The sequence below is a fragment of the Roseateles sp. P1_C6 genome (assembly GCF_056406315.1).
Map to the genome: position 1 here is coordinate 70,907 of NZ_JBFUAK010000013.1, position 25,980 is coordinate 96,886.

20 protein-coding genes and 1 pseudogene are annotated in these 25,980 nt (G+C 66.3%); 13 read left to right on the forward strand and 8 right to left on the reverse strand.

What is annotated here, in order from left to right:
• Window positions 1-96: 96 nt before the first annotated feature.
• The 4 genes from thiD (at window position 97) to AC1D29_RS26075 (ending at window position 4,475) form a co-directional block, all read left to right on the forward strand.
• A complete protein-coding gene (thiD, locus tag AC1D29_RS26060; protein WP_477903014.1) occupies window positions 97-1,044 on the forward strand; it encodes a bifunctional hydroxymethylpyrimidine kinase/phosphomethylpyrimidine kinase in 948 nt (315 codons plus the stop codon).
• Window positions 1,045-1,062: 18 nt separating this feature from the next.
• Window positions 1,063-2,349 (forward strand): glutamate-1-semialdehyde 2,1-aminomutase, encoded by a 1,287-nt coding sequence (gene hemL, locus AC1D29_RS26065; RefSeq protein WP_477903016.1) that lies wholly within the window; start codon window positions 1,063-1,065, stop codon window positions 2,347-2,349.
• Between the two features lie 29 nt (window positions 2,350-2,378).
• Complete coding sequence (gene mpl, locus AC1D29_RS26070; RefSeq protein ID WP_477903018.1) at window positions 2,379-3,740, forward strand: UDP-N-acetylmuramate:L-alanyl-gamma-D-glutamyl-meso-diaminopimelate ligase; 1,362 nt, start codon at window positions 2,379-2,381, stop codon at window positions 3,738-3,740.
• 174 nt (window positions 3,741-3,914) lie between these two features.
• Window positions 3,915-4,475: a PEP-CTERM sorting domain-containing protein gene (locus AC1D29_RS26075; protein ID WP_477903020.1), complete on the forward strand. Its 561-nt coding sequence runs from the start codon at window positions 3,915-3,917 to the stop codon at window positions 4,473-4,475.
• A gap of 110 nt (window positions 4,476-4,585) precedes the next feature.
• Here AC1D29_RS26075 and aspS read toward each other — a convergent pair whose 3' ends face one another.
• The 6 genes from aspS to AC1D29_RS26105 all read right to left on the reverse strand — a co-directional run bounded on the left by aspS (window position 4,586) and on the right by AC1D29_RS26105 (window position 11,134).
• Window positions 4,586-6,376 carry an aspartate--tRNA ligase gene (aspS, locus tag AC1D29_RS26080; protein WP_477903022.1) on the reverse strand — a complete coding sequence of 597 codons (1,791 nt, stop codon included), beginning with the start codon at window positions 6,374-6,376 and terminating at the stop codon, window positions 4,586-4,588.
• A gap of 87 nt (window positions 6,377-6,463) precedes the next feature.
• On the reverse strand, window positions 6,464-7,144 hold the full coding sequence (locus tag AC1D29_RS26085) for a DUF502 domain-containing protein (RefSeq protein ID WP_477903024.1): 681 nt from the start codon (window positions 7,142-7,144) through the stop codon (window positions 6,464-6,466).
• Between the two features lie 11 nt (window positions 7,145-7,155).
• A complete protein-coding gene (locus AC1D29_RS26090; protein ID WP_477903026.1) occupies window positions 7,156-7,461 on the reverse strand; it encodes an FmdB family zinc ribbon protein in 306 nt (101 codons plus the stop codon).
• A 50-nt stretch (window positions 7,462-7,511) separates the two neighbouring features.
• Window positions 7,512-8,972: a high affinity choline transporter 1 gene (locus AC1D29_RS26095; protein WP_477903028.1), complete on the reverse strand. Its 1,461-nt coding sequence runs from the start codon at window positions 8,970-8,972 to the stop codon at window positions 7,512-7,514.
• 66 nt (window positions 8,973-9,038) lie between these two features.
• Window positions 9,039-10,601, reverse strand: coding sequence for a ubiquinone biosynthesis regulatory protein kinase UbiB (gene ubiB, locus AC1D29_RS26100; RefSeq protein WP_477903030.1), 1,563 nt, complete (start codon window positions 10,599-10,601; stop codon window positions 9,039-9,041).
• Window positions 10,598-11,134: a hypothetical protein gene (locus AC1D29_RS26105; RefSeq protein ID WP_477903032.1), complete on the reverse strand. Its 537-nt coding sequence runs from the start codon at window positions 11,132-11,134 to the stop codon at window positions 10,598-10,600. The genes ubiB and AC1D29_RS26105 overlap by 4 nt, the downstream gene beginning before the upstream one ends.
• Window positions 11,135-11,225: 91 nt before the next feature.
• On the opposite strand from AC1D29_RS26105, the gene AC1D29_RS26110 reads away from it, so the two are divergent.
• The 8 genes from AC1D29_RS26110 (at window position 11,226) to rfbC (ending at window position 19,909) form a co-directional block, all read left to right on the forward strand.
• Complete coding sequence (locus tag AC1D29_RS26110; RefSeq protein WP_477903034.1) at window positions 11,226-12,653, forward strand: undecaprenyl-phosphate glucose phosphotransferase; 1,428 nt, start codon at window positions 11,226-11,228, stop codon at window positions 12,651-12,653.
• Window positions 12,634-13,911 (forward strand): porin family protein, encoded by a 1,278-nt coding sequence (locus AC1D29_RS26115; RefSeq protein WP_477903036.1) that lies wholly within the window; start codon window positions 12,634-12,636, stop codon window positions 13,909-13,911. The genes AC1D29_RS26110 and AC1D29_RS26115 overlap by 20 nt, the downstream gene beginning before the upstream one ends.
• Window positions 13,911-14,927, forward strand: a complete 1,017-nt coding sequence (gene galE, locus AC1D29_RS26120; protein WP_477903038.1) for a UDP-glucose 4-epimerase GalE — start codon at window positions 13,911-13,913, stop codon at window positions 14,925-14,927. The genes AC1D29_RS26115 and galE overlap by 1 nt, the downstream gene beginning before the upstream one ends.
• 11 nt (window positions 14,928-14,938) lie before the next feature.
• Entirely contained in the window at window positions 14,939-16,387 is a 1,449-nt protein-coding gene (locus tag AC1D29_RS26125) for a mannose-1-phosphate guanylyltransferase/mannose-6-phosphate isomerase (RefSeq protein ID WP_477903040.1), read from the forward strand.
• A gap of 129 nt (window positions 16,388-16,516) precedes the next feature.
• Complete coding sequence (gene rfbB, locus AC1D29_RS26130; RefSeq protein WP_477903042.1) at window positions 16,517-17,578, forward strand: dTDP-glucose 4,6-dehydratase; 1,062 nt, start codon at window positions 16,517-16,519, stop codon at window positions 17,576-17,578.
• Window positions 17,575-18,456 carry a dTDP-4-dehydrorhamnose reductase gene (rfbD, locus tag AC1D29_RS26135; protein WP_477903044.1) on the forward strand — a complete coding sequence of 294 codons (882 nt, stop codon included), beginning with the start codon at window positions 17,575-17,577 and terminating at the stop codon, window positions 18,454-18,456. The genes rfbB and rfbD overlap by 4 nt, the downstream gene beginning before the upstream one ends.
• 9 nt (window positions 18,457-18,465) lie before the next feature.
• Complete coding sequence (rfbA, locus tag AC1D29_RS26140) at window positions 18,466-19,350, forward strand: glucose-1-phosphate thymidylyltransferase RfbA (RefSeq protein ID WP_477903046.1); 885 nt, start codon at window positions 18,466-18,468, stop codon at window positions 19,348-19,350.
• 7 nt (window positions 19,351-19,357) lie between these two features.
• On the forward strand, window positions 19,358-19,909 hold the full coding sequence (rfbC, locus tag AC1D29_RS26145) for a dTDP-4-dehydrorhamnose 3,5-epimerase (protein ID WP_477903275.1): 552 nt from the start codon (window positions 19,358-19,360) through the stop codon (window positions 19,907-19,909).
• A 2-nt stretch (window positions 19,910-19,911) separates the two neighbouring features.
• On the opposite strand, the pseudogene AC1D29_RS26150 reads toward rfbC, so the two are convergent.
• Both AC1D29_RS26150 and AC1D29_RS26155 read right to left on the reverse strand, forming a co-directional pair.
• A pseudogene (locus AC1D29_RS26150) lies at window positions 19,912-21,228 on the reverse strand (UDP-glucose dehydrogenase family protein); the annotation flags it as partial.
• A gap of 123 nt (window positions 21,229-21,351) precedes the next feature.
• The gene (locus AC1D29_RS26155) at window positions 21,352-22,359 is read right to left on the reverse strand and encodes an NAD-dependent epimerase (RefSeq protein WP_477903048.1); all 1,008 of its coding nucleotides are present in this window, start codon (window positions 22,357-22,359) and stop codon (window positions 21,352-21,354) included.
• 448 nt (window positions 22,360-22,807) lie between these two features.
• Here AC1D29_RS26155 and AC1D29_RS26160 point away from each other — a divergent pair, with 448 nt between their 5' ends.
• A complete protein-coding gene (locus AC1D29_RS26160) occupies window positions 22,808-25,903 on the forward strand; it encodes a right-handed parallel beta-helix repeat-containing protein (RefSeq protein WP_477903050.1) in 3,096 nt (1,031 codons plus the stop codon).
• Window positions 25,904-25,980: the final 77 nt, after the last annotated feature.

The window sequence follows — 25,980 nt, forward strand, 5'->3', positions numbered from 1 at the left end:
GGGCAAACGCCTGTGCCCTGGGCCTCAGGAGCGCCCTTTTAGCGGCAGACTCCACGCTTTGCGGCAGCTCTTTGGCCGCGCCCGCCACGACCTCCCATGAGCCCAACTCCCCTTCCCGCCGATCCCGAGGCCGATGCACCCCAAGACGAACAGGAAAGCCCACCGCCGGCTTGCGTGCTGAGCTTCAACGCCAGCGACGCCTCCGGCGCGGGCGGCCTGGCCGGTGACGTGGCCACGATTGCGGCCATGGGCGCGCACTGCCTGCCCGTCGTCACCGCCGTTGTGCTGCGCGACACGGCCGAGACCTTCGAGCACGAGAATCTGGACCCCGACACCGTCGCGGAACAGGCCCGCCACATCCTGGAGGACGTGCCGATCACGGCCTGGAAGGTCGGCTTCCTCGGCAACGCCGAAGCCGTCAGCGCCGTCGCCGAGGTGCTGAGCGACTACCCCGACGTGCCGCTGGTGACCTACCTGCCCTCAGTCGCCTGGATCGACGAGGACGAGCAGCAACAGTATCTGGATGCGCTGCGCGAACTGGTGCTGCCGCAGACGGTGGTGCTGGTCGGCAACCACAAGACGATGACGGACTTCCTGCTGCCCGACTGGGACAGCGAGCGGGCACCTTCGGCTCGGGAACTGGCCGTCGCCGCAGCCCAGGCTGGCGCCCAGCATGTGCTGGTGACCGGCATCCAGCTGCCCAACCAGTTCGTCGACAACGTGCTGGCCAACGCCCAGGGGCCCATCACCGGCGAGAAGTTCGAGCGCTTCGAGACCGCCTTCCTCGGCGCCGGTGACACGCTGTCGGCAGCGCTGGCGGCGCTGCTGTCGGTGGGCGCCGAGCTGCATTCGGCCGTCAGCGAGGCGCTGTCCTTCCTGGACCAGTCGCTGGACGCGGGCTTTCGGCCCGGCATGGGCAACGTCATCCCCGACCGCTTCTTCTGGGCCCTGCCCCCGGCGGACGAAGACGGCACCGAACCGGGCTTCGAGGAAGCCGAGACCGAACCCGAGCAGCCGCCCAAGACACCTCGGCGCATGCACTGACACCCTGATCCTTTCCCCATGGCCAGCAATACCGAGCTCTTCGAGCGCGCCGCGCGCGTCATCCCCGGCGGCGTGAACTCTCCCGTGCGCGCCTTCCGCGCCGTGGGCGGCACGCCGCGCTTCATCGCCCGCGGTGAAGGTGCCTATATCTATGACGCCGAAGGCAAGCGTTATGTCGACTACATCGGCTCCTGGGGGCCGATGATCCTGGGCCACGGCCACCCGGCCGTGCTGGAAGCGGTCACCCAGGCCGCAGCCGAAGGCTTCTCGTTCGGCGCGCCGACCGAGCGCGAGATCGAGCTGGCCGAAGAGATCCTGAAGCTGGTGCCCAGCATGGAACAGGTGCGCCTGGTCAGCTCGGGCACCGAGGCCACGATGAGCGCCATCCGCCTCGCACGCGGCGCCACCGCGCGCGCCAAGTTCATCAAGTTCGAGGGCTGCTATCACGGCCACACGGACGCGCTGCTGGTGAAGGCCGGCTCCGGCCTGGCCACGTTCGGTCATCCGACCAGCGCGGGCGTCACGCCCGGCGCGGCCGCCGACACGGTCGTGCTGGAATACAACAACGTCGCGCAGCTCGAAGCCGCGTTCACGCAGTACGGCAGTGAGCTGGCCTGCATCATCGTCGAGCCCATCGCCGGCAACATGAACTTCGTGCGCGCGTCCGTGCCGTTCATGACGGCGATGCGGCGCCTGTGCACACAGCACGGCGCGCTGCTGGTGCTGGACGAGGTGATGACAGGATTCCGCGTCGGGCTGGGCTCCGCGCAGGCGCACTACGCCAAGCTCATCCCCGGCTTCGCGCCGGACATCTCGGTCTTCGGCAAGGTCATCGGCGGCGGCATGCCGCTGGCGGCGTTCGGTGCCCGGCGCGAGGTCATGCAGCATCTGGCGCCGCTGGGCGGCGTCTACCAGGCCGGCACGCTGTCGGGCAACCCGGTGGCCACGGCCTGCGGACTGGCGACGCTGCGTGAGATCCAGAAACCGGGGTTCTTTGACGCGCTGACCGCTCGCACGCAGCAGCTGGTGGCAGGCCTGAAGGCGGTTGCCGCCGAAAACGGTGTGCCGTTCAGCGCCGACAGCGAAGGCGGCATGTTCGGCTTCTTCCTGATGCCGGAGCTGCCGCAGAACTACACCACCGTCATGACGACGGACAAGGAGCGCTTCAACCGCTTCTTCCATGCGATGCTGGACGCCGGCATCTATCTTGCTCCGGCCTTGTACGAGGCGGGCTTCGTGTCGGCGGCGCACAGCGCGGCCGACATCGACGCGACGCTGACGGCCGCGCGCACCGCATTGCGCTGAATACCCGCGCCCTGGGGCGCCTTCGAGACATGCATCTCCACATCCTCGGCATCTGCGGCACCTTCATGGGCGGCCTCGCAGCGCTGGCCCGCGAGGCGGGCCACAAGGTCACCGGCTGCGACACCAATGTCTACCCGCCGATGAGCACCCAGCTCGAAGCCCTGGGCATCGAGCTGATCACCGGCTTCGGTGCCGAGCAGCTGGCACTGAAACCCGACGTCTTCGTCATCGGCAACGTCGTGACGCGCGGCGAGCGCTTCCCGCTGATGGAAGCCATCCTCGACGCCGGCCTGCCCTACGTCTCGGGCCCACAATGGCTGGCCGAGCATGTGCTGCAAGGCCGCCACGTGCTGGCCGTGGCCGGCACACATGGCAAGACGACGACGACGTCCATGCTGGCCTGGATCCTGGAGCATGCCGGCCAGAAGCCGGGCTTCCTGGTTGGCGGTGTGCCACAGAACTTCGGCGTGTCGGCACGGCTGGGCGAAGGCAAACCGTTCGTCATCGAAGCCGACGAGTACGACACCGCCTTCTTCGACAAGCGCAGCAAGTTCGTGCACTACCGGCCGCGCACGGCCGTGCTGAACAACCTGGAGCACGACCACGCCGACATCTTCCCGGACCTGGCCGCCATCGAGACGCAGTTCCATCACCTCGTGCGCACCGTGCCGGCGAGTGGCCGCCTGGTCGTCAACGCCCGCGAGGAGGCGCTGCAACGCGTCATCGCGCGCGGTTGCTGGAGCGAGGTGTTGCGCTTCGGCGCCAAGAAGGAAGAGGCCGGCATGCTGCGCGCCCGCGGCGAGCCGCAGGCCTTCGACGTGCTGCGCGGCAGCCTGAAGGTCGCGCGCGTCGAATGGGGCCTGATCGGCGAACACAACCAGCTCAATGCGCTGGCCGCGATCGCGGCGGCCGAGCACGTGGGCGTGTCACCCGAGCAGTCGGCCGCGGCGCTGAGCGAGTTCCAGAACGTGCGCCGGCGCATGGAGCTGCGCGGCGAAGCGCGCGGCATCAAGGTCTACGACGACTTCGCCCACCATCCGACGGCCATCCGCACGACCATCAACGGCCTGCGCCGCCGCATCGCACCGGCCGACCGCATCCTGGCGATCTTCGAACCGCGCTCCAACACGATGAAGCTCGGCACGATGAAGGCGCAGCTGCCCTGGGCGCTGGAGGAGGCGGATCTCGCCTTCTGCAATCAGCAGGGGCTGACCTGGGACGCCAAGGAGGCGCTGGCACCCATGGGCGCACAGGCCGTCGTCGGCGCCCACGCGGACGCGCTGGTGGCCGCGGTCGTCAAGGCGGCCAAGCCGGGCGACCACCTGCTGTGCATGAGCAACGGCGGCTTCGACGGCATCCACGACAAGCTGCTGGCCGCGCTGTCCAAGTAAGCACGCAGCCCCGGCGATGCAGGGTGGCTCGTCCAACGCCTGATCAGAAGGCGCCCGGCAAGCAGGCTGCGCTGCGTCATTGCTCGTGGGTTAGGGGATGGCTGCTGCTCAGCAGCGGGCATGAAATGGCGCCGCTCGCACGTGTTGCTGTGGGCGCACCATCAGGAGACCCCCGTGAAAGCCCATCAGCTGTTTGCAACTGCGCTCCGCACGGCCAACTGTGCCGCCCTCGTCCTGGGCATGTCCCACGCTGTGGCCGACCCCACCTCTTTGGAGATCACCGGTGTTCTGACAGATGGGTTCGGCAACCGGATCACCGCCGCGCCCTACATGATCTTCACGGAAGGCATCTACGACAGTCCGACCGGCGGCAACCTGCTGGCGAACCTGGGTACGGAACACGTGCAGGTGAACAACGGCTTCTACCTCCAGGTGTTCGGTCTCGACGCCTCCCTGTTCACGGGCACCACCTATCTCCAGGTGAACCTCAACGGCTTTGATATGGGGCCCCGGCTTGGCATCTTTTTCAACGGCAACTACTTCTTCGCCAGCGGCGTGACCACAGGCGGCCCGGGAATGGAAGGAACGAACCTGTTCGAGATGTATGCGGGCTTGTCTGCGCCGGTTCCCGAACCCGGGATCAGCGCGTTGATGGCGGGTGGACTGGCGTTGGTGGTGGCGCTGGCGTCGCGCCGCAGGCGCGCGTCGTCAAGTCCCGATCCGGTCGCGCCCTGACGAGCCTCCGGCTCACGCGCATAACCAGCGTTCCGACAGCCGTCAAAAGTCGCAGGCATGAAAAAGCCCCGCACTTGAAATGGCGGGGCTTCTTTTTTGAGCGCTGACGGTCAGGCCGCCGGCGTCGCGTTGCGCAGGCGGATGTGCAGTTCCCGCAGCTGCTTCTCGTCGACCAGCGACGGCGCGCCGGTCAGCAGGCACTGGGCACGCTGCGTCTTCGGGAAGGCGATGACGTCGCGGATGGAGTCGGCCTTGGTCATCATCGTGACGATGCGGTCCAGGCCGAAGGCCAGGCCGCCGTGCGGCGGGGCGCCGTATTGCAGCGCGTCCAGCAGGAAGCCGAACTTGATGCGCTGGTCTTCGGCGCTGATGTTCAGCGCCTCGAACACCTTGGCCTGCACCTCGGCGCGGTGGATACGCACCGAACCGCCGCCCAGCTCCCAACCGTTGAGCACCATGTCGTAGGCCTTGGCGATGCACTTGCCCGGGTCGGACGTCATCAGGTCCTCGTGGCCGTCCTTCGGTGCCGTGAACGGGTGGTGAACGGCCGCCCAGCGGTTGTTGTCCTCGTCGTGCTCGAACATCGGGAAGTCGACCACCCACAGCGGCGCCCAGACGTCATTGAACAGGCCGTTGGCCTTGCCGAAGTCGCTGTGGCCGACCTTCAGGCGCAAGGCGCCGATGGCGTCGTTGACGACCTTGGCCTTGTCCGCCCCGAAGAACAGCAGGTCGCCGTCCTGGGCGCCGGTGCGCTTGAGGATCTCGGCGACGGCTTCGTCGTGCAGGTTCTTGACGATGGGCGACTGCAGGCCTTCGCGGCCCTTGGCCACTTCGTTGACCTTGATCCAGGCCAGGCCCTTGGCACCGTAGATCTTGACGAACTCGGTGTAGGCGTCGATTTCGCCGCGGCTCATGGCGGCGCCGCCCGGCACGCGCAGCGCGACCACACGGCCGCCTGGCGTCGTCGCGGGACCCGAGAACACTTTGAAGTCCACCGTGGTCATCGCGTCGGTCAGCTCGGTGAACTCGAGCTTGACGCGCAGGTCGGGCTTGTCGGAGCCGTAGCGGTGCATGGCTTCCGCGTACTTCATGACCGGGTAGTCGCCCAGCTCGACGTTCAGCGCCTTGCGGAAGACATGGCGAATCATGCCCTCGAACATCGAGCGGATCTCTTCCTCGGTCAAGAACGAGGTCTCGATATCGATCTGCGTGAATTCGGGCTGACGGTCGGCGCGCAGGTCCTCGTCACGGAAGCACTTGGTGATCTGGTAGTAGCGGTCGAAGCCCGACACCATCAGCAGTTGCTTGAACAGCTGGGGCGACTGCGGCAGCGCGAAGAAGTGGCCGTCGTGCACGCGGCTGGGCACGAGATAGTCGCGCGCGCCTTCGGGCGTGGACTTGGTCAGCATCGGCGTCTCGATGTCGACGAAGCCATGCTCGTCCAGGAACTTGCGCACTTCCATCGCCACGCGGTAGCGCAGCATCAGGTTGTTCTGCATGTACGGGCGGCGCAGGTCCAGCACGCGGTGCGTGAGGCGGGTCGTCTCGCTGAGGTTGTCCTCGTCGATCTGGAAGGGCACCGGCACCGACGGGTTCAGCACCTCGATCTCGTGGCACAGCACCTCGACCTTGCCACTGGCGACGTTGGCGTTCTGCTTGTCACCGGGGCGCGCACGCACCTTGCCGACGATCTTGAGGCAGTACTCGCTGCGCACCGTCTCGGCCACCTTGAACATCTCGGGGCGGTCGGGGTCGCAGACGACTTGCACGAGGCCTTCGCGGTCGCGCAATTCGATGAAGATGACGCCGCCGTGGTCACGGCTGCGGTGGGCCCAGCCCATCAGGGTCACGGTCTGGTCGAGCAGCTTCTCGCTGACTTGGCCGGCATAGCAGGTACGCATGGTGTTCTTCTCCGAATTCTTTGCAGGGGTGTCTGGTGGGCGCTGACGGACTCGGTGGTCCTCAGGATTGAACGCCTGCCGGGGCGTTCAACCCGGCTGATTTCGCGCCGCGTCCGTGATGGCCGCGGCGGTGTCGCCCACATGCGGCAGCGGTGCCACGGTGCCCATCGAGATGATGTATTTGAGCGCCTCGTCCACCGTCATGTGCAACGGCTTCACGTCGGCCTTGGGCACGATGAGGAAGAAGCCCGACGTCGGGTTGGGCGTCGTCGGCACGTAAAGGCTGACGTGCTCCTGCTCCAGGTGGCAGGCCACCTCGCCGCTGGGCGTGCCCGTGACAAAGGCGATGGTCCAGGAGCCGGCGCGCGGGTACTGCACCAGCACGGCTTCGCGGAAGGCGTTGCCGCTGCTGGAGAACAGCGTGTCCGACACCTGCTTGACCGAGCTGTAGATGCTCTTGACGATGGGGATGTGGGACAGCAGCCGGTCCCACTGCGTCAGCAGCCACTGGCCGAAGATGTTGGCGACGAACAGGCCCGTCAGCAGCAGACCGCCGACCAGGATGGCCAGGCCCAGGCCGGGCACATGGCGCAGTTCCAGGATGGCCTCGCGCAGCGAGGTCGGCATGACCAGGGCCAGCGCGGCCAGCATGGAGCCGAAGACGCCGTTGACGACGTCCAGCACCTGGGCCAGCACCCAGATCGTGATGGCCAACGGCAGCCAGACCAGCAGGCCGGCAACCAGGTATTTGCGAAGTGAGGCGGCCACGGAAGTCCTGTTCAGTGGCAGGCGCAGGAGCCGCCGCAGGAGGTGGACGACGGCGAGGCGCTGGCCTCGGACTTGGGCGCCTCGCTGGCGGCCGGGGCCGCAGCAGCGGTTGCGCCGGTGGCCGCGGCGGTGCCGCCGCCCTTGAAATCAGTCGCGTACCAGCCCGAGCCCTTGAGCTGGAAGCCGGCGGCGGTGACTTGCTTGGAAAAGCTCTCAGCTGCGCAGGCCGGGCAGGTGGTCAGCGGCGCGTCGGACAGCTTCTGCAGCACATCCTTGGCATGGCCACAGGCGCTGCAGCGGTAGGCGTAGATCGGCATGGTCGGGCTCTGAAAAGGCGCAAAGCCCGCGATTTTAAGGGACAGCTCGATCAATGAGGCTGCAAATGGTGGCTGACGTGCTCGCGCCGGTCCGTCAGCAGCTGCGGCGCCAGCGAGCCGACCACCATGCCGACCAGAGCGGCCAGCAGCCCGGCGAGCTGGCCGGGGAAGAACTCCCCCCAGGTCGAGACCTGCGGGAAGAAGGCCACCCAGACGGTGATGCCGGCAAAGATGGAGAACACCGCACCCTGTGTGGTCGCGCGCTTCCAGTACAGGCCGAAAGCGAGCGGCACGAAGGCCGCGACCAGCGTGACCTGGTAGGCCGCGCTGACGAGTTCGTAGATGGGCGTGCCCTGCAGCGCGATCGAGTAGGCGAGCACGCACAAGGCAAAGATGACCAGCGTCACCCGCATCGCGACGAGGGACTGCTTGTCGCTCATGCCGGGGCGGATCTGCTTGAGGATGTTCTCGACGAAGCTGGTGGTCGGCGCCAGCAGCGTGGCCGAGGACGTGCTCTTGATGGCCGACAGCAGCGCACCGAAGAACAGGATCTGCATCAGCAGCGGCATGTGGCCCATGATGAACGTGGGCAGCACGCGCTGGTAGTCGTTCTGCGCCAGGTCCAGCGCCTTGTCGCCCATGACGGCCACGGCGGCCAGCACGATGAACATGGGCACGAAGGCGAAGGCGATGTAGCTGAAGCCGCCGATCATGGCGCCGCGCTGGGCGGTCTTGGCGTCCTTGGCGGACATGACGCGCTGGAACACGTCCTGCTGCGGGATGGAGCCCAACATCATCGTCAGCGCCGCGCCGAGGAACATCGCGATCTGCGTGAACGTGGGCTCGGGAAAGAAGCGGCCGAGATCCTTCTTCGCGGCCAGGTCCAGCACGACGCCTGCGCCACCGGCCAGGTCCGCCGAGAACACCGCAATGATGGACAGGCCGATGACCAGCACGATCATCTGGATGAAGTCCGTCCAGGCCACCGCCAGGAAGCCGCCGATGACGACGTAGACCAGCACAGCCGCCAGGCCCACGATCATGCCCATCTCGGGGCTCATCGCGCCGTTGGTCAGGATGTTGAACACCAGGCCCAGCGCCGTGACCTGCGCCGCCACCCAGCCCAGGTAGCTCAGGATGATGGCCAGCGAACAGAAGATCTCGACGCCCTTGCCATAGCGCTGGCGGTAGAAGTCGCCGATGGTCAGCAGGTTCTTCTGATAGAGCTTGGCGGCGAAGAACAGGCCCACGAACACCAGGCACAGGCCGGCGCCGAACGGGTCTTCGATGATGGCGCCCAGACCGCCCTGCACGAACTTGGCCGGGATGCCCATGACCGTCTCGGCGCCGAACCACGTTGCGAAGGTCGTCGTGATGACCATGATCAGCGGCAGGCTGCGGCCGGCGACGGCGAAGTCGCTGGTCGTCTTGACCCGCGTGCCGGCCCAGACGCCGATGCCCAGCGTGCCGAGCAGGTAGAGCACGACGAAAACGATCAGCGTGGTGTTCATGGGGATGGACGAGCGTTGGGCCGGAAAAATTGGCGCGGATTATGTAGGCGCCGGCCTGGGGCCAGGCTAGGGCGCGATGCCCAGAAAGCGTGCAGTCAACCAGGTCAGCGCCACACCCAATGCAAAGCCGATGCCAGCCCAGATCAGGCCCGACAGCAGCCGGTTCGTGCTGCGCAGCTCGCGCACCAGGGCCCGCATCTCGGCGTCGCCGCTGTGCTTGGCCTGGCCCTTGAGGGCGTCGTGCAGCAGGCGCGGCAGCTCGGGGATCAGCTGCGCGAAGCGCGGCGCCTCCTTCATCAACTGCTTGTTGAACGCCGGCCAGCCGACCTGCTCGTTCATCCAGCGCTCCAGAAAGGGCTTGGCGGTGGCCCACAGGTCCAGCTCCGGATCGAGCTGGCGCCCCAGGCCTTCGACGTTGAGCAGCGTCTTCTGCAGCAGCACCAGTTGGGGCTGGATCTCGACATTGAAGCGGCGCGAGGTCTGGAACAGCCGCATCAAGACCTGGCCCAGCGAGATGTCCTTCAGCGGCCGGTCGAAATGCGGCTCGCAAACCGCCCGGACCGCGCTTTCAAGCGCATCCACGCGCGTCTCAGGCGGCACCCAGCCGGAGGCGATGTGCAGCTCGGCAACGCGCTTGTAGTCACGCTGGAAGAAGGCGATGAAGTTCTGCGCCAGGTAGTCCTTGTCCACCTCGGTCAGCGTGCCGATGATGCCGAAGTCCAGCGCGATGTAGCGGCCGAACGTGTCCGGCGCCAAGCTGACCTGGATGTTGCCCGGGTGCATGTCGGCGTGGAAGAAGCCGTCGCGGAACACCTGCGTGAAGAAAATGGTCACGCCGTCGCGGGCCAGCTTCTTGATGTCGACGCCGGCAGCCTCCAGCGCGGGCCGGTGCGAGATCGGCACGCCCTTCATGCGCTCCATGACGATGACCTCGGAGCTGCACAGGTCCCAGTGCATCTCGGGCACCATGATGATGTCCAGCCCGGCCATGTTGCGGCGCAGCTGCGCGGCATTGGCCGCCTCGCGGACGAGGTCCAGCTCGTCGTGCAGATACATGTCGAACTCGGCAACGACCTCGCGCGGCTTCAGGCGCCGGCCGTCGGCCGAGAAGCGTTCGATCCAGACGGCGAGCTTGCGCATCAGCGACAAGTCGTCGTCGATGACGTCCAGCATGCCGGGGCGCAGCACCTTGACGGCCACCTCGCGGCCGTCCTTCAACGTGGCGAAGTGCACCTGGGCGATGCTGGCACTGGCGACGGGCTCGGCGTCGAAGCTGGCAAACAGCTGCTCCAGCGGGCGGCCGAAGGCGCGCTCGACCAGATCGCGGGAGCGCACGGCCGGGAACGGCGGCACGCGGTCCTGCAGCTTGGCCAGCTCCTGTGCCACGTCGTGCGGCAGCAGGTCGCGCCGCGTGGACAGCACCTGGCCGAACTTGACGAAGATGGGGCCCAGGTGTTCCAGCGCCAGCCTCAGGCGCACGCCACGCGGCTCCTGCCAGCGCCGACCCAGGCGCGTGACGCGCCGCAACAGCTGGAAGCGCCGCCGCCTCAGGCCCGACAAGGCCAGGTCATCGAGACCGAAGCGCCAGACCGTCCACAGGATGACCAACAGCCGCGAGACAAACCTCATGCGCCGCTACCGGACGTCGACGGTGCGAACCGCGCAGCCATCCCCGACAGCGAACGCCGCAGCGTGCGGCCGAACTGCGCCAGCTGACGCGCCGCCAGCGGGCCGACCAGCGCGGCGAGGTCGTCCTCGATGTCCCAGCGCAGGTTGTCCATCAGCCAGTGCATCTCGCCGGCAAAGGCGGCATCACCCTGCACGCTGACTGACGGCGCCTCACCCGTGAGTGCGCCCAAGGCCAGCTTGGCGGGGTTGGACGCATCGACCTCGATGCGCAGGCCACCCAACCCGGGGGGGGCGGCGTCCAGCCGTTCGAACAGGCCGGCAGGCGTTACACCCAGTATCAAGTCGGGCGCCGCGGGCAGCAAAGACGGCCAGCGGGCCAGATGCACCACCAGGCTGCGCCCGGCCAGCGGTCTGAGGCGCTGGGCGGCGATGGGCTCCCGGGACAGCACATGGTTGATCAGCAGGACGAGACGGTCCTGCAGGGCCGGCATCAGCAGCGGCGACAGGGAGGGCAGAGGCCAGGGGGCAGACATGCTCAAGATTGTAGGCAGCGGACCATGAACAGGGGACGAGCCGCGATCGGTTGTCAAAATTGTTGGTAGAGAATCCCGGATCGCTTTTTGCATGCCAGATGCCCATTCCAACGGGCCACCAAATTACCTGATGTTCGAGGATCGCAGCTACAAGAGGACGTTCTACAGCGCACCGCAGTCGGTCGAATCGCTGATCGCCGCCTTTCTGGAGCCGGGCATCATCGTCCTGACTTTCCTGCTGGTGAACGGCCATTTCGATGAGCCGGTCATGCGTCCGACGCTGACGCTGTGCCTGCTGGTCTTTGCCCTCACCTTCCCGGGCCGAAACCGCTTCAACGACCACCCCGCGAGCGCCCTGGTCGACGTGGTGTCGTCCTGGCTGGTGCTGCTGGGCATCCTGCTGCTGTGCGGCTACGCCACCAGCAGCCTGCATTACTTCGATGACGAAGTGCTGTTGTGGTGGGCCGCCATCACGCCGGTCCTGCAGATGGCAGCCATTGCGATCGGTCGCCGCCTGCAACAGTGGCGCGCCCGCGATCCGAGCGCCCGCCGGACGGCCGTCGTCGTTGGCGCCGGTGCGCTGGGCCACAAGGTGGCACGCGCGCTGCGCGACACGCAAGGCGTCATCTGCCTGGGCTACTTCGACGACCGCAACCCCGAGCGACTGCATCCGGACGCCGGTGCCGAGCTGCTGGGCCCGCTGGCCACACTCAGCGAATACGTGCGCGACAAGGGCGTGCGCGAGGTCTACATCACGCTGCCACTGGGCTCGCAGCCGCGCATCGTCGAGCTGCTGGAGCAGGTCCAGGGCACCACGGCCTCGCTGTTCTTCGTGCCCGACGTGTTCGGCATCAGCATCATCCAGGGGCGCCTGCAGGACATCAGCGGCGTGCCGGTCGTCGGTATCTGCGAGACGCCGTTCACCGGCACCAACCAGCTCATCAAGCGCATCAGCGACGTCGTCCTTGCCTCGCTGATCCTCGTGCTGATTTCCCCGATCCTGATCGCGCTGGCCATCGGCGTGAAGCTGAGCTCGCCGGGCCCGGTCATCTTCAAGCAGCGGCGCAACGGGCTGGATGGCGAGGAGATCATCGTCTACAAGTTCCGTTCGATGCGCGCCCAGGACAACGGTGCCGTCGTCAAGCAGGCTACCAAGGGGGACTCACGGATCACGCCGTTTGGCGCCTTCATCCGCCGAACGTCTCTGGATGAACTGCCGCAATTCATCAACGTGTTGCAAGGCCGCATGAGCATCGTGGGTCCGCGACCGCATGCCGTCGCCCACAACGAGGAATACCGCAAGCTCATCAAGGCCTACATGGTGCGCCACAAGGTCAAGCCCGGCATCACCGGCTGGGCCCAGGTCAACGGCCTGCGTGGCGAGACCGACACCATCGACAAGATGGTGGCACGTGTCGAATACGATCTGGAATATCTGCGCAACTGGTCGCTGGCCCTCGATCTGCAGATCATCGTGCGCACCGTGAGGCTGGTGGTGTTTGACCGTCATGCCTATTAAATTTCATCCGCGTTGTTCTTCCCTGCGGCTGGCAGCCTTCGCTGTCAGCGTTGCGCTCGCGAATGCTGCCCATGGCCAGACGGATGACACGTCGCCGTTCTACGTGGGGGGCTCTGTGGGCGTCTCGCACGTATCCAACGTCTACCGCCAGGCCGATGCCGGCAACAGCGACACCGTCACCAGCATCGGCCTGCTTGGCGGCATCGATCAGCGCCTGGGCCGACAGCATCTGACGTTGGACGGTTCACTCCAGAACAACCGCTATTCAACGAACCGCGGCCTGAACAACAGCTCCCACAGCCTTCGGGGCGCGCTGAACTGGCAGACGGTCGGCAACCTGTCCGGCGTGGTGAGCGTGAAGTCAGATCGCTCGCTGGCCGATTTCAATATCGGCAATGGTGCGGATTCGGATTTCAGAGGCAAGAACACCGAGCGCAACGACGAATACGCGGCCATCGTTCGCCTGGGCATGCTGACGCGCTACTCGCTCGAAGGCGGCTGGACCCACAAGCGACGCGACTTCACCGCCGAACAGTACGACCGGTTCATCTACAGCCAGAACACCGGGCAATTGGGCGTCTACGCGATGCCGGGCGGCAACGTGAGGTTAGGCCTGGTGGGCCGACACACCACAGGCAACAACCCACGCTATCCGGTTTACGCGCCGCTCATCCCTAGCTTGCCGAACTCACCCATCGTGCAAATCGGCGTCGCGCCCAATGACTACACGCGCAACGACTTCGACTTCACGACCAACTGGACCACGGGCGGCAGCAGCACATTGAACACACGTCTGAGCCGCAGTCGCGTGACGAACAGTCTGGTGACAGGCATCTACGGCCTGCGGGACTTCAGTGGGACGACCGGGTCGGTCGGCTGGAACTGGCGCCCCACGGGCAAGATCAATCTCGGCCTTCAGTACGCACGAGACACCGGCCAGGAAACCGCGGGCAGCGCGGTCGACGTGAACCGCATCTACACGAGTTGGCGCCTTAACGGCAGCTACGCGCTAACAGCCAAGCTGGGCCTGAACGCGAACGCCAGTCGCAACCGAAGCCATCGCGATGGCGTTTCAGGCGGCCAGGTGACGGACGCTTTCGACAACGACGAGATGTATGGCATCGGCGCGCGCTGGGCTTTTTCGCGTGGCCTCAGCCTCTCCTGTCAGTACAACCGCGCCAGCCGCGACAGCAGCGTGCCGCAGTACGTCTACAGCGCCAGCAGTTACGGCTGCACCGGCCAAGCCATCCTCTACTGATGACCACCACCATCCTGCTCACCGGCGCGACCGGCTATATCGCCTCGCACACCTGGCTGGCCCTGCAGCAGGCCGGTTATCGCGTCGTGGGCGTCGACAACTTCTCGAACAGCTCGCCCGTCGTGCTGGAACGTCTGTCCGAGCTGGCCTCGGCGCCCATCGAGTTCGAGCGCGCCGATGTCTGCGACGCGGCTGCGCTGAATGAGATCTTTGATCGCTATCGCCCCGCCGCCGTCGTGCATTTCGCGGCCTACAAAGCGGTCGGCGAATCGGTCAGTCAGCCGCTGGCTTACTACCGCAACAACCTCGGTGGCCTCGTCAACACCTGCGAGGCCATGAAGCGTCATGGCTGCTCGCGCATGGTCTTCAGCTCCAGTGCGACCGTCTACGGCGCCGCTGAGCAGTTGCCGCTGCGCGAGGATGCCCCGACCTCGGCGACCAACCCCTACGGCGCGACCAAGCTGATGGGCGAGCAGATCCTGCGCGATCTTGGCGTCGCAGATCCCGCCTGGCAGACCGCCTGCCTGCGTTATTTCAATCCGGTTGGCGCCCATGAAAGCGGCCGCATCGGCGAGGACCCGCGCGGCACCCCCAACAACCTGATGCCCTATGTCGCCCAGGTGGCCGTGGGTCGGCGCGACCGGCTGTCGGTTTTCGGCGGCGACTACGCCACGCCCGATGGCACCGGCGTGCGCGACTACATCCACGTCACCGATCTCGCCGAGGGCCACGTCGCAGCGCTGCGCCGGCTGCTGGATCAGCCAGGTTCACTGACCGTCAACCTCGGCACGGGCCTCGGCTACAGCGTGCTCGATCTGGTGCGCGCCTACGAGGCCGCCAGCGGCCGCAGCGTGCCCTATGACATCGTCGCGCGGCGCCCCGGAGACATCGCCGCCTGCTGGGCCGACCCGGCCATGGCCCGCGAGTTGCTTGGCTGGGAAGCACGGCTCGACCTGGCCCGCATGTGCGAGGACAGCTGGCGCTGGCAGCACCTCAATCCCCACGGCTTCAATTGATCCGATCTCCTATGTCTACCCTCAACAAGATCCCCGTTCAGCCGGTCATCATGGCCGGTGGTTCCGGCACGCGCCTGTGGCCGCTGTCGCGCGCCGGCTATCCCAAGCAGTTCCTGGTGCTGTCGGGCAACGAAAGCCTGTTCCAGCTTGCCGCGCGCCGCCTCGCCGCCCTCGCCTCGCCGGAGTTCGAGCTGGCCGGCCCCTGCATCGTCGGCAACGAGGAGCACCGCTTCCTCGTGCTGGACCAACTGCGCGAGACGCGCCTGGAGCCCAGCAGCGTGTTGCTGGAGCCGTCCGGCCGCAACACCGCTCCCGCGCTGACGCTGGCCGCGCTGGCCGCGCTTGAGGGCGGCCAGGATCCGGTCCTCGTCGTCACGCCAGCCGACCAGACCGTCACCAAGCCTGCCGCCTTCACCGCGGCGCTGCAGGAGGCGGTTCGCATCGCATCGGAAGGCGCCATTGCCATCCTCGGCATCACGCCCGACCGCCCGGAAACGGGCTATGGCTACATCCGCACGACCGCCGACGCCGGCGCCCTGGCTGTCGCCCAGTTCGTCGAGAAGCCGGATCTCGAAACCGCCCAGCGCTACCTCGCCGAGGGCGGCTACTACTGGAACAGCGGCATGTTCGTGCTGCGCGCGAGCGCGTGGATGAAGGCGCTCGAGCGCTTCCGACCCGACATCGCCGAAGCGACCCGCACCGCCTGGATCGCCCGCAAGACCGACGCCAAGTTCGTGCGCCCGGGCAAGGCCGAGTTCGCCGCCGTGCCCAGCGAGTCGGTCGACTACGCCGTCATGGAGCGCTGCCCCGGCACCGACATCCCGCTGCGCATGGTCGCCCTGGATGCCGGTTGGAACGACCTTGGCGCCTGGGAAGCCGTCTGGCAGGTCGCGGAGAAGGATGAGAGCGGCAACGCCTTCGTGGGCGATGCGCTGTTCGCCGACAGCCGCAACACGCTGGTGCATGCCACGAGCCGCCTGGTCGGTGTCGTCGGCCTGACCGACATCGTCGTCGTCGAGACGGCGGATGCCGTCCTCGTCAGCGACCGCTCGCGCAGCCAGGAGGTCAAGCAGATCGTCAACCGCCTCGGCGCGGACCAGCGCGGCGAGCATGCGCTGCACCGCAAGGTGCACCGTCCCTGGGGCTGGTACGACAGCATCGACTCGGGCGAGCGCTTCCAGGTCAAGCGCATCATGGTCAAGCCGGGTGCGGCCTTGAGCCTGCAGATGCACCACCATCGCGCGGAACACTGGATCGTCGTCAGCGGCACCGCCGAGATCGTTAACGGCGACAAGACCATCATGCTGACCGAGAACCAGAGCACCTACATCCCGCTGGGCCAAACCCACCGCCTGGCCAACCCCGGCAAGGTGCCGCTGGAGATCATCGAGGTGCAATCCGGCTCCTACCTGGGCGAGGACGACATCGTCCGTTTCGAGGACACCTACGGCAGGACTTGAGGCCCGTGCGGGCGCTGCTGCGCCCCAAGCGGCGCGCATCCGTAGCGCGCCGCAATGTCGCTCGGCCTGGCGCTGTTGGAGAATGCATCCCGGCCGCACCAGGCCGATATTCATTCACAACGATCCAAGATGACCATCCTCGTCACCGGCGGCGCCGGCTTCATCGGCAGCAACTTCGTGCTCGACTGGCTGCGCCAGTCCGACGAGCCTGTCGTCAATCTCGACGTGTTGACCTACGCGGGCAACCTCGAGAACCTCGCGTCGCTCGATGGCGACGCCCGCCACGTCTTCGTCAAGGGCGACATTTGTGACCGCGCTCTCGTCGACGGCCTGCTGGCACAGCATCGTCCGCGCGCCATCGTCCACTTTGCGGCAGAGAGCCATGTCGACCGCTCCATCAGCGGCCCGGGCGCCTTCATGCGCACCAACGTGGACGGCACCTTCACGCTGCTCGAGGCAGCGCGTGCCTACTGGAGCACGCTGGAAGTTGAAGCCAAGGCGGCCTTCCGTTTTCACCACGTCTCGACCGACGAGGTCTACGGCTCTTTGAAGGCCGACGACCCGCCCTTTGCCGAGACCAACCCCTACGAGCCCAACAGCCCCTACTCGGCCAGCAAGGCCGCCAGCGACCACCTCGTGCGCGCCTGGCACCACACCTACGGGCTGCCGGTCGTCACGACCAACTGTTCGAACAACTACGGGCCTTATCACTTCCCCGAGAAGCTGATCCCGCTGATGATCGTCAACGCGCTGACGGGCAAGCCCCTGCCCGTGTACGGGGACGGCCAGCAGATCCGCGACTGGCTCTACGTGACCGACCATTGCAGCGGCATCCGCGCTGTGCTGGCCGGCGGCAAGCTGGGCGAGACCTACAACATCGGCGGCTGGAACGAGCAGGCCAACATCGACATCGTCAGGATCGTCTGCGCGCTGCTCGACGAGCTGCGGCCCGACCCAGCCGGCAAGTACGAGCGACTGATCACCTACGTCAAGGACCGTCCCGGCCACGACCGTCGTTACGCCATCGATGCACGCAAGATCGAACGCGAACTCGGCTGGCGCCCCGCCGAGACCTTCGAGACCGGCATCCGCAAGACCGTGCAGTGGTACCTCGATCACCCGGACTGGGTTGCCCGCGTGCAAAGCGGCGCTTATCGCGACTGGATCAGCCAGCACTACACCGCCGCATGAAGATCCTGCTGCTTGGCAAGAACGGCCAGCTCGGCTGGGAACTGCAGCGCTCGCTGGCCGCGGTCGGCGACGTCACGTCGCTCGACCGGCACAACGGGGGCGACCTCGGCAATTCCCAGGCACTGATGGCGGCAGTGCAGGCGGTAGCGCCCCAGGTCATCGTCAATGCGGCCGCCTACACCGCCGTCGACAAGGCGGAGAGCGACGCCGAAACCGCCCGCGCCATCAATGCCCAGGCACCCGCCCTGCTCGCCATCGAGGCCAAGCGAACCGGTGCGCTGCTGGTGCACTATTCAACCGACTATGTCTTCGACGGCAGCGGCGACCGCCCGCGCGACGAGGAAGCAGCCATCGCGCCGCTGAGCGTCTATGGCACCACCAAGGCGGATGGCGAGGACGGCATCCGTGCCAGCGGCTGCCAGCACCTGATCTTGCGCACGAGCTGGGTCTACGCGGCCCGGGGCGGCAATTTCGCCAAGACCATGCTGCGCCTGGCTCGCGAGCGCGAGCAGCTCAAGGTCATTGCCGACCAGATCGGCGCGCCGACCGGCGCCGATCTGCTGGCCGACCTGTCCGCCCACATGCTGCGGGCCGCGCGAGCGAACCCGGCGCTGAGCGGCACCTATCACGCCGTCGCCGGCGGTGAAACGAGCTGGCACGCCTATGCCCGCCTGGTCATCGAGTACGCACGCATCCGCGGTATCGACATCAAGGTTGCCGCCGATCAGGTTCTCGCGATCCCGACCAGCGACTACCCGACGCCAGCCACCCGGCCGCTGAACTCACGGCTGTCGACCGCCAAACTCCAACAGCGCTTCGGCCTGAAGCTGCCCACCTGGCAGCAAGGCGTCGAACGCATGCTCGAAGAAATCCTCTGAAGGATCGTCATGACAAACCGTAAAGGCATCATCCTCGCCGGCGGCTCCGGCACGCGGCTGCATCCGGCCACGCTGGCCGTCAGCAAGCAACTGCTGCCGGTCTACGACAAGCCCATGGTCTATTACCCGCTGAGCACCTTGATGCTCGCGGGCATCCGGGACATCTTGCTCATCAGCACGCCGCAGGACACACCGCGCTTCAAGGCGCTGTTGGGCGACGGCACGCGGTGGGGCCTGAACATCAGCTACTGCGTGCAGCCCAGCCCCGATGGCCTCGCCCAGGCCTTCATCCTCGGCCGTGACTTCGTGGGTGGCGCGCCCAGCGCCCTCGTGCTGGGCGACAACATCTTTTACGGCCATGACTTCGCCGGCCTGTTGAACAACGCCACGTCACGCGACGCGGGGGCGAGCGTGTTCGCCTATCACGTGCACGACCCCGAGCGCTATGGCGTGGTCGACTTCGACGCGCAGCGGCGCGCGCTGTCCATCGAAGAGAAGCCCAAGGCGCCCAAGAGCAACTACGCCGTCACGGGCCTGTACTTCTACGACGAACAGGTCTGCGACATCGCGGCCGCCATCAAGCCCAGCCCGCGTGGCGAGTTGGAAATCACCGACGTCAACGCCGAATACCTGAAGCGCGGCCAGCTCAACGTGGAAATCATGGGCCGTGGCTACGCCTGGCTTGACACCGGCACCCACGACAGCCTGATGGAGGCCGGCCAGTTCATCGCAACACTGGAAAAGCGCCAGGGCCTGAAGGTGGCCTGCCCCGAGGAAATCGCCTACCGGGCAGGCTGGATCGATGCCGCCCAGTTGGAAGCATTGGCCAAGCCATTGGCCAAGAACGGGTACGGCCAATACCTGCTCAAGGTGCTGACCGAAAAGGCGTTCTGACACGATGCTGCAGATCACACCCACCGCACTGCCTGAGGTCCTGATCGTCGAACCCAAGGTCTTCGGCGACGCTCGCGGCTTCTTCACGGAGAGCTGGAACGAGGCGCGCTTCAACGCCGCCCTGGGCTACGACGTGCATTTCGTGCAGGACAACCACTCGCGCTCGGCGCGCGGCGTGCTGCGCGGCCTGCACTACCAGCTTGACCCACATGCCCAGGGCAAGCTGGTGCGCTGCGTGTCCGGCGCGGTGTTCGACGTCGCCGTGGACATGCGCAAGTCCAGCCCCAACTTCGGCCGCTGGGTCGGCTATGACCTCACGGCCGAGAACCAGCGCCAGCTGTGGATCCCGCCGGGCTTTGCGCACGGCTTCGTCGTCAGCAGCGAAACCGCCGACTTCCTCTACAAGACCAGCGGCCGCTACGCTCCCGAGTGTGAAGCCGCCGTGCGCTGGGACGACCCGACCATCGGCGTCGAATGGCCGCTGGCCGGCATCACGCCCCAGCTGTCGGCCAAGGACGTGACCGCGCCACTCTGGGCCGAAGCCAGGAAGTTCGACTGACCGCGGCCAATGCCGTGGTGCTCCAGGCCCAAGGCACGCATCAATGCCGGGTCGTAGAGGTTGCGGCCATCGAAGATCACCGGTGAGCGCAGCGACGCCTTGATCGTGTCGAAATCCGGCGCGCGAAACTCGCGCCACTCGGTCACGACCAAGAGTGCGTCGGCGTCTGCCAGACAGTCCTCGGCGCTGGCGCACAGTTCAAGATTGGCACGGCCGCCGAAATGCCGTGCCGCCTCGGCCAGCGCAACCGGGTCGTAAGCCGCAACGCTCGCGCCGCGGCGCAGCAACTCGTCGACGATGACGATCGCGGGCGCCTCACGCATGTCGTCCGTGTCGGGCTTGAAGGCCAGCCCCCACAACGCAAAGCGCCGGCCATGCAGATCCGGGCCAAAGCGTGCGACGACCTTGTTGACCAGCACCTGCTTCTGGAACTCGTTGGCCTCCTCCACCGCGGCCAGCACGCGCAGCGGCATGCCGATACCGGCAGCGCTGTGGATCAAGGCCTTCACGTCCTTGGGAAAGCAGGAGCCGCCGTAGCCGACACCGGCGTACAGGAAGTGGTAGCCGATGCGCGGGTCCGAGCCTATGCCGCGACGAACAAGTTCGATGTCGGCACCGAGCTGTTCGGCCAGCAACGCCATCTCGTTCATGAAGCTGATGCGCGTGGCCAGCATCGCGTTGGCCGCGTACTTGGTGAATTCAGCGCTACGCACATCCATGACCAGCATGCGGTCGTTGTTGCGCGTGAACGGCGCGTACAGCGCACGCATCAGCAGCGTCGCGCGCTCGTCGTCCGAGCCCACGATGATGCGATCAGGCCGCATGAAATCCTCCACCGCCGCGCCTTCCTTGAGGAATTCCGGGTTGGAGACCACCGCGAACTCGAGCGCGACCGCGCGTTCCCGCAAGGCGCCGGCGATGGTGCTGCGCACCGTGTCGGCCGTCCCTACTGGCACCGTGCTCTTGTCGACCACGACCTTGTAGTCGGTCATGCGACGGCCTATGGTGCGCGCAGCCGCAACGACATGGCTCAGATCGGCGGAGCCGTCCTCACCCGGCGGCGTGCCCACCGCGATGAAAAGCAGCGTGCCGTGCTGCACCGCGTAGTCCGCGTCGGTGGTGAACTGCAGCCGCCCCGCCGCCGCATTGCGGCGCACGACATCGGCCAACCCGGGCTCGTGGATGGGAATCTCGCCACCCTGGAGCATGCTGATCTTGTCAGCATCCAGATCCAGGCAGACCACATGGTTGCCCATCTCGGCCAGGCAAGCGCCCGTGACCAAACCCACATAGCCGGTGCCAATGGTGGTGACCTTCATTCGCTAGCCTCCCGTCGCAAACTGCGCGACGGCATTGAAGCAAGCGTGCATGACGGTGCCGTGGCGGCAACATGGCAATCATGTTGCAGTCACAAAGCGGGCGCGGCCGTGGCCGCGCGGGGCTCAGACCTTGTAGTAGTCCCGATACCAGGCAACGAAGCGCTTGATGCCTTCAGGCACCGGCATGGCCGGGCGGAAGTCCGTCCACGCGGCCAGTTCCTCGACGTCGGCATGCGTCGCCGGCACGTCACCGTCCTGCAGCGGCATGAAGTTCTTTACCGCTTCGCGCCCCACGGCCTGTTCGATGGCCTCGATGAAGCTCATCAACTGGATGGGCGCGTGGTTGCCGATGTTGAACACGCGGTACGGGGCGCTGGAGCGCGCCGGATCGGCCTTGGCGGGGTCGTAGTCCGGGTCGGACGTGGCCGTGCGGTCCAGCACGCGCACGACGCCCTCGGCGATGTCATCCACGAACGTGAAGTCGCGGATCATCTTGCCGTGGTTGAACACGTTGATGGGCCGTCCTTCGATGATGGCCTTGGTGAACAGGAAAAGGGCCATGTCCGGCCGGCCCCAAGGCCCGTAGACCGTGAAGAAGCGCAGCCCCGTCGTCGGCAGGCCGAACAGGTGCGAATAGGTGTGCGCCATCAGCTCGTTGGCCTTCTTCGTCGCGGCGTAGAGGCTGATGGGATGGTCAACGCTGTGGTGCTCCGAGAAAGGCATGTGCGTGTTGCCGCCGTACACGCTGGAGCTGGACGCATAGGCCAGGTGCTGCACGCCGTTGTGGCGGCAACCCTCCAGGATGTTGGTGAAGCCGACGATGTTGCTGTCGATGTAGGCGTGCGGGTTCTCGATGGAGTAGCGCACCCCGGCCTGGGCGGCCAGGTGCACGACACGGTCGAAACGCTCGTCCTGGAACAGCTTGGCGATGCCGGCGCGGTCAGCCACGTCCATCTGCACGAAGCTGAAGCCGGCCTTTGGCGTCAGCCGTGCCAGTCGGTCATGCTTGAGCTGGGGGCTGTAATAGTCGTTCAGGTTGTCCAGGCCCACGACCTGGTCGCCGCGCGCGAGCAGGATCTGGCTGACATGCATGCCGATGAAGCCGGCTGCGCCGGTGACGAGTACTTTCACGGAATCTCCCAGTGGGTAAACGCGGGCGGCGCCTGGAGCCGCCGGGCCAACGCGGCGGCATTCTCGCTCAGCACCCGTGACTTCGGCGGGGCCTCGGCCCAACCGCAACAGGGATGCAGGCTCAAATCCACGGCTTCACCCTACGTTGACCCTGGCGTCACCTCGACTTTAGACAAACAATGACCCGCGCGACACGTGCCGCGCCCGACGAAACGGAGCACACTCCTAACTCGCCAATCGCAGCCACTGCCAGCGCACCCACCAGGTGCACACGCAGGGCCCGACTGGCCGGGCCACCCGGCACTACTGCGCAGCTGTTTCAATGCCTTACCCCTGCCGCGAGGAAACCGCGAGTTATCGCACTAAGCGCTTCGCAGGCAGTGTCGACAATCATGAAATCGCGCTGGCCACAGGCTGTACGGCTGGCGCCAACTTCCTGGGTCCCACCATGAAATCACGCGCCATCCTTCCGCAAGCCCGCCTCAGCGCACTGGCAAGTCTTCTGGCAACGAGCGCCCTCCTCGCTGCATGCGGCGGCGGCAGCGGCGGTTCGGAGACTCCCAAGCCCATGGCCGCCAACGAGCCATCGGGGCAGGCGGCGTCTGCTGCAGCTGCCGACAGCGCCTCGGCTCCCGCCAGCGCGGCATCCGAGGCTGCCGCGGCAGCATCCGCCGCAGCCTCCGCTCCGGTGACCACCGCAGGCGTCGTCGGCACCACGCCCACCACAGCCGGCACTTCCGGCAGCACGGGTAGCTCGTCGACCAGCTCATCCAGCGGCACCGCGACCTCCACGGGCGGCACAAGCAGCGGCTCGACGGGCGGCACGGCAGGCAACGCGTCCATTGCCTCCGGAACCGGCACGGCGGGCGCAGCGGCCGGTACCGTGGACTCCGGCGCCGGCGCCAAGATCGCAGCCGGCACAGAAACGCTCCCGGGCGACGTCTTCATCTACCTTGCCGTCACCGGCAACGACACGAACACCGGCGCGGTCCAAACCAGCACCGGCGCCGACGGCCCGGTGAAGTCGATCACGCGTGCCCAGCAGTTGGCGCGCGCCAAGATCGCCGCGATGGTGGCGGGCACCGCCACCCGCGCACCGGTGCGCGTTGTCATCGGCCCGGGGGCGTATCTGCTCAAGAACACCCTCACCTTCACGCCGTTGGATTCCGGTACCAGCACGGCGCCCGTCAGGTACGAGGCGGCGCAGGCCGGCACCGTTCTGATCAGCGGCGGTGCAGACCTCGGCAGCAAGACCGCGCCGGCCACCGCCACGGCCTTGACCTATGACGCCCCGACGGACGCCGCTGCAGTGGCCGGTGGTGGGCAGTTGTACGTGAACGGTCGGCGCGCCGCGCTGGCGCGCCAACCCAATGAGCGTGAAGCCTGGTTTGTGCAGCGCGCCACCACCGTCGACGGCGAGGTTGCCGGTCGCGAAGGCTCCGAGGCTTTCGTCCCTGCGGCCACCAACCTGACCTGGATCAACAGCCTCAGCGCCGCGGACAAGAAGCGCGCCGTCATGAACCTGTACCAGTCCTGGACAACGGGCAAGCACCGTCTGTCAGATCAGCCGGTGCCAACCGGCAGCGTGCGCGTCTCACCCAAGGCCCCCTGGCCCTTCCTGAGCCTGGGGGGCGTCTCGCAGCGCTATTTCATCGAGAACGTCCCTGCGGCCTTCGATGCTGCAGGCGAGTGGATCCCGAACGTGGGCACGCTGGGTTACATCCGCCGCGACGACGAAGTCGGTGCGCAGTTGCACGCGACGCTGCCTATCCTTGAGCGGCTTGTGCTGGTGCAGGGCGAAACCACGAAGCCGGTCGTGAACCTGCAGTTTTCCGGTCTGACCTTCGGCTACAGCCGGTATCTCACGCCAGACACCGGATTCACGGACGGCCAGGCGGCCTACCCGATTGCCGCTGCGATCGAGGTCAACAAGGCCAAGAACTTCATCTTCACCGGCAACACGGTCTACCGGACGGGTGGCTGGGGCCTCTGGCTTCGCGACAGCGTTCGCGATTCCACGATCACCAACTCCCGCTTCACCGACCTCGGCGCGGGCGGCGTCAAGATCGGTCTGACCGCCCAGTCGCCGACCGACACGACGGCCACGGGTGCCAATCAGCTGACGGGCAACACCATCTCGGAAACCGGGAATATCTTCCCCGGTGCCGTAGCTGTTTTTGTCGGCCAGTCCTGGGACAACCAGCTGCTGCGCAACACCATCTTCAACACGACCTACACCGGCATTTCAGTCGGCTGGAGCTGGGGCTATGCAACACCTACCTCTGGCCGCAACCTGATCAGCGGCAACCTGATCTACAACATCGGCCAACGGCAGCTGGCTGACATTGCCGGCATCTACACGCTGGGCCGCTCGCCCGGCACGGTGATCTCCAACAACATCATCCGCTCAGTGCGGGGTTACAAGAACTACGGCGCAGGTGCCTGGGGCATCTACAGCGACGAAGGCACCAGCAACATCGTCATCGAGAACAATGTCGTGCTGGGTACTGACGGGGGCGGCTTCCACATCCACTACGGCAAGGACAACGTCGTGCGTGGCAACCTGTTTGCCGGTGGCGACCTCGCCGAGGTGCGCGTCACAAAACTGGAAACAGGCATCAACCTGGCCATCCAAGGGAACCTGATCGCGCCCAAGACCAAGGAACCGTTCGAATGGTTTGCCCAGGCGCCCGAAGTGGATTTCGCGAGCAACCAGGTGTCCTCAACGCTCAGCGGCACTGGCGTCTCCATCACTAAATGCGGCGCGGGTTGCACGCTCGGCACGGCATCGGTGACATCGACGACGCAACCCGTCGACGTCAAGACGTCGAACGCCATGGCCTCCACCACGATTGCCAATGCCGTCGCCCAGTGGTCGGGTGTCCCGGCCGACCAAGTGGCAGCCAAGGTCGCCGCCGCCAATCTGCCGCCTGTGGCGGATGCGCCAACGGCGTTGGTTGCGCCGGCGACGGACTTCGATGCTGTCATTGAAGAACTCGCCATCGGCAAGAGGCCGCTGGGCATGCTCTATTTGCCGGCGGGCAATCTCGGGGCAATTGCAGTTGCGGCGATGGCTGATGCTCCGGCAGGCAAGTGCTTGGCTTTCAATGATTCGGCGACTTACACCAACCGCTGGGAGCCGCTGGCGGTCGCCCAATTCAACTACGACACCGGCACGACGGTCGCCGAGTTCCAACTCAAGATCGATGCATCGACCGTGTTCTTTCATGAATGGCGGGACAACGCGACCACCTATCTTGCCGGACCTTCGATGCGCATCACGCCTGCGGGCGTGGAGATTGCGGGCAAGGTGGTCGCCACGATCAGCACCGGGGAATGGACGAAGTTCCAGATCACCAGCCTGGCAGGCTCGGGCAAGTGGAAACTTGAGATCACACGCGCCAATGGCCAAAAGGTGGTGATTGACAACATCGCCAACAAGAACACCGGCTGGAGTCGCCTGAACTGGCTGGGTTTCTGGTCGGACGCTGCCGTTACCTCCACGCCTTGCATCGCCGGCCTGAAGGCCAGCAATCTGAAGTAACCCGGCATGCCCGGATCAACGATTACCTGGATCGTTGACTCCGGGCCGGCAGGCAAGCCGCGTGGACGGCGAATCAT